This is a genomic window from Natrinema soli (assembly GCF_028618695.1).
In genome coordinates this window covers 1-4,432 of sequence record NZ_JAQIVI010000665.1, presented here as the reverse complement: position 1 = coordinate 4,432, position 4,432 = coordinate 1, and the positions used below count along the sequence as shown (strand labels likewise).

Genomic DNA, 4,432 nt, shown 5'->3' with positions numbered 1-4,432 from the left:
GAGGATCCGCGCCGTGCCGGCGTCGGGTTCGGTCGTCCCCGTCAGCGCGCGGAGGAGCGTCGTCTTGCCGGCCCCGTTCGGACCGATCAGCGCGAAGACCTCGCCGCTCTCGACGGAGAGCGACGCCCCCGAGAGGGCCGTCGTCTCGCCGTAGACCTTCTCGAGGTCCGTCGCTTCGACTACGGCTTCCATACCGACGGGTTTCCGCGCATCGCGGGTAAGGGGTTCGATTCCGCCGGCCGGGCTCGCGGGTCGTTGTACACCCGTTCGCAATGGACGGCTCTCTCTCTCGCTCTCACCGCACCACCTTCTCACGGCTCAATGCGCCGTTCACGGGTCATGTCGTTCCCCGCTCATCTCGCCGGTCTCGCTCACTGTGTTCGCTCACGGCTCGTTTCACTCACGGTTCGCGCCCCCGCGGTTCTCGCTCACTCTGTTCGCTCCGAACCGCGCGTCGCTCCGAACCGCGCACCGTTCGCATGGGATGCGGGACCGTCGGTCCCGAACCACTCGCGACGACCCCGCGCAGTACCGTCGGCCATCTTCGCTGTCGCTCAGACGGCCGACAGCGCGCCACCGCGTGCCGGCGTATCGATCTCCCGTGATACGTAGAAAACGACAGTTTCAGTCCGGCTATCGCATCTCGAGCGGTTCACCGAGCAGAAAACGGTCGGTCGAATTCAGACGCGGGCTCGCGCTTGTTCGGGCGTGTCGGCCTTGTTGTTGGCGTAGGCATTGTAGGCCGAGAGGGCGGCGACGAGCAGGCCGGTAATCGCGGTCCCGGTCGCGAGCGTACTGCTCCCCATCTCGATGAACGAGGGCGAGATGAGCGCCCACAGCCCGAGCAGGACCGCGAGCGATGCGACGCCGACGCTCGCCAATCGGTCCCTCGAGAGGCGGACGAAGTTGTAGCCCGCGGTGAGGAAGATCGCCGTTCCGACGAGGGTATCGTTCCAGATGGCCGCGTCCGTGGCCTCGAAGAGGAACGGCGAGGCGACGAGGTAGAGCCCGAGCAGTGCGACGAAGGCGCTCAGCCACTGCATCGCGTCCGTGTTCAGGGAATTGTAGTCGGTCCGGGTATCGCGGCCGGTTTCGGTGTTCGGTGTGTCACTCATATTTCACTCCGAGATAGCGGCCATTCGAGCAAAACATACGTGCCTGCAACTGTCGGGAAATTCATCAACTGGACTTTCTATGTCGGTGGCCAATTCGAGGCCGATCGGTGCTCAATCGACTCTCGCCGTCAGCTATCGATCGGCGAGCACGACGGACTCCAATCCCGGAGCGCCGTCGGTGTTCACGCGTCTCCCACGAGTGGACTCGAGCGAACGAACAGCGGAATTGCGGGTATCGAACTTGCAGTTCGTTCGTGAACTGTGAACCACCAGCAGGATTTTCACCGTGCCCGCCGTTTCATCTCGTATGAGCCAGCAACGCACCGAGCGAGGGCGCGGCCACTACATCGGCGGCGAGTGGACCGACGGGAACGGCGCGGAACGGCGTTCCGCCAGCGATCGGACGCGCTCCGACGCCGAACGGACGTTCGAGAGCGAGAATCCCGCGACCGGGGAGACGCTGGCGACCTTCCAGCGCGGAACGGCGGCCGATGTCGATGCGGCCCTCGCGGCCGCCGAATCGGCCGCCGAAGCGTGGCGCTCCCTGTCCTACATCGATCGCGCGGAGTACCTCTGGGACATCTACCACGAACTGCGGGACCGCCACGACGAGTTAGGGGAAATCGTTTCGAAGGAGTGCGGCAAGGAGATTTCGGAGGGAAAAGCCGACGTCACCGAGGCCTGGCACATGGTCGAGTGGGCGGCTGGCAACGCGCGCCATCCGCACGGGGACATCGTCCCCAGCGAGATCGGCAGCAAGGACGCCTACATGCGCCGGAAACCGCGCGGCGTCGTCGGCTGTATCACGCCGTGGAACTTCCCGGTCGCGATCCCGTTCTGGCACATGGCCATCGCTCTGGTCGAGGGCAACACCGTCGTCTGGAAGCCCGCCGAGCAGACCCCGTGGTGCGGCCAGATCATCGCCGAGATGTTCGAGGAGAGCGGGATCCCCGACGGCGTCTTCAACATGGTCCAGGGCTTCGGCGACGCCGGCGCGGCGATCGCGGACGACGAGCGCGTCGACACCGTCCTCTTCACCGGCTCCGCGGAGGTCGGCCACGAAATCGCGGGCAACGTCGGCGGCGAACCCGGCAAACTCGCAGCCTGCGAGATGGGCGGCAAGAACGGGATCGTCATCACCGAGGAAGCGGATCTGGACATCGCCGTCCACGCCGCGATCATGTCGAGTTTCAAGACCACGGGCCAGCGCTGCGTCTCGAGCGAGCGCCTGATCGTTCACGAGGACGTCTACGACGAGTTCAAAGCCCGATTCGTCGACATCGCCGCGGACATCGCGGTCGGCGATCCGCTCGAGGAGGACACGTTCATGGGGCCGGCCATCGAGGCCGACCACGTCGAGAAGATCCGCGGGTACAACGAACTCGCCCGGGAGGAGGGTGCGAACGTCCTCGTCGACCGATTCGAACTCGCGAACGAGGAGATTCCGGACGGCTCCGAAGATGGCCACTGGGTCGGCCCGTTCGTCTACGAGATCGACTACGAGTCCGACCTGCGCTGTCTGAACGAGGAGTGTTTCGGCCCGCACGTGGCCCTCATCGAGTACTCGGGCGGTATCGAGGACGCCGTCGAGATCCACGACGACACCCCCTACGGACTGGCGGGCGCGATCATCTCGGAGGACTACCGCCAGCTCAACTACTTCCGAGACCGCGCTGACCTCGGGCTCGCGTACGCGAACCTACCGTGTATCGGCGCGGAGGTCCAGCTTCCCTTCGGCGGCGTCAAGAAGTCCGGCAACGGCTACCCCAGCGCTCGAGAAGCCATCGAAGCCGTCACCGAGCGGACGGCGTGGACGATGAACAACTCCAGAGAGATCGAGATGGCGCAGGGGCTGTCGGCCGACATCAAGACGACCGAGGACTGACGGCAGTCGACGCCCCCTCACCTCCGCGCCGGCGCGACACTTGATTCCCCGCCAGTATCAACGAACCACTCGACTTTCATTTTCTACTCACGAACGAATCGCTTATCCGGGAATTCGTGGAAGGGAGGAGTACATGAAGGCAGTCGTTCTCGCGGCGGGACAAGGGACGCGGATGCGACCGTTGTCAGAATCGGTTCCGAAGCCCATGCTACCGGTCGCCGATCGACCGCTCGTGGCCCACACAGTCGACACGGCGGTCGACGCCGGGGCCGACGAAATCGTTCTCGTTATCGGCTACGAGGGCGAGACGGTTCGGAACTACTTCGGTGCCGAGCACCGCGGCGTCCCCGTTTCCTACGCCGTTCAGGAAGAACAGGCTGGGACCGCCGACGCGGTCAACGCCGCTCGAGACCACATCGAGGGCCCCTTCGCCGTGCTCAACGGCGACAATCTCTACGATCAGGCCGCGATCGGCCGGTTGTTCGACGCCTGTCCGGCCGTTTGCGCGATCGAGGTCGACGAGCCGAGCAATTACGGCGTCCTCAGTACCGACGGCGAGGACGGCCTGATAACGGAGATCGTCGAAAAACCCGCCGATCCGCCGACGAACCTCGCCAACGCCGGGGCCTACGCGTTCCCCGCCGAAGCCCGCGAGTGGCTCACGGTGCCCGCGAGCGAGCGCGGCGAGCACGAGATCACTGACGTCGTCGCGCGGGTGATCGACGAGTACGACGTGACGCCGATCACCCTCGAGCGGTGGCTCGACGTCGGCCGGCCCTGGGAGCTACTCGAGGCCAACGAGTGGAAACTCGGGGAGGTGGAGCGCCGGATCGACGGCGACGTGAGCGAGGACGCACGGCTCGAGGGAATGGTCGTCGTCGAAGACGGCGCGACGATCGAACCCGGCGTCGTGATCGAGGGGCCGGCACTAATCGGTGCCGGCGCGGAGGTCGGGCCGAATGCGTACATCCGCGGCGCGACGCTGGTCGGCCCGGACGCCGAAATCGGCCATTCGGTCGAGATCAAAAACAGCGTCGTCTCGCGCGGAACGTCGGTCAGTCACCTCTCCTACGTCGGCGACAGCGTGCTCGGCCGCGACGTCAATTTCGGCGCGGGAACGAACGTGGCGAATCTCCGCCACGACGACGCGGCGATCGAATTCACGGTCAAGGGGGACCGCGTCTCGACGGGACGCCGAAAGTTCGGCGTCGTCGCCGGCGACGAGGTCAAGACCGGGATCAACACGAGTCTCTACCCCGGGTTGAAACTCGAGGGCGGTGCGACCACCTTGCCCGGTGAAACCGTCGACCGGGACCGGTAAGGCCTCGTCGAGAAGCAGTCATCTCGCGAACGTCGTTCGAGACGGCTTAATGAGTGACGGAAGTTATGGGCATGAGCTGAGATGGACAAGTAATGGGAGGGGGCCGGCGAG

At 65.3% G+C, this 4,432-nt stretch carries 4 protein-coding genes; 2 read left to right on the top strand and 2 right to left on the bottom strand.

Annotated elements, in window-relative coordinates:
• Both PGX04_RS29640 and PGX04_RS29635 read right to left on the bottom strand, forming a co-directional pair.
• Nucleotides 1–192: ATP-binding cassette domain-containing protein (locus tag PGX04_RS29640; protein ID WP_273741774.1), on the bottom strand; the 192-nt coding region annotated here is incomplete at its 3' end.
• Between the two features lie 488 nt (nucleotides 193–680).
• Nucleotides 681–1,115 carry an SPW repeat domain-containing protein gene (locus PGX04_RS29635; protein ID WP_273741773.1) on the bottom strand — a complete coding sequence of 145 codons (435 nt, stop codon included), beginning with the start codon at nucleotides 1,113–1,115 and terminating at the stop codon, nucleotides 681–683.
• Nucleotides 1,116–1,422: 307 nt separating this feature from the next.
• Between PGX04_RS29635 and PGX04_RS29630 the strand changes: the two genes are divergently transcribed.
• The gene (locus PGX04_RS29630; protein ID WP_273741772.1) at nucleotides 1,423–3,000 is read left to right on the top strand and encodes an aldehyde dehydrogenase family protein; all 1,578 of its coding nucleotides are present in this window, start codon (nucleotides 1,423–1,425) and stop codon (nucleotides 2,998–3,000) included.
• Between the two features lie 133 nt (nucleotides 3,001–3,133).
• A complete protein-coding gene (gene glmU / locus PGX04_RS29625; RefSeq protein WP_273741771.1) occupies nucleotides 3,134–4,321 on the top strand; it encodes a bifunctional sugar-1-phosphate nucleotidylyltransferase/acetyltransferase in 1,188 nt (395 codons plus the stop codon).
• Nucleotides 4,322–4,432: the final 111 nt, after the last annotated feature.

Coding starts and splice junctions, on each gene's coding strand:
- PGX04_RS29635 (WP_273741773.1), bottom strand. CDS start 1,115: ATGAGTGACACACCGAACACCGAAACCGGCCGCGATACCCGGACCGAC.
- PGX04_RS29630 (WP_273741772.1), top strand. CDS start 1,423: ATGAGCCAGCAACGCACCGAGCGAGGGCGCGGCCACTACATCGGCGGC.
- glmU (WP_273741771.1), top strand. CDS start 3,134: ATGAAGGCAGTCGTTCTCGCGGCGGGACAAGGGACGCGGATGCGACCG.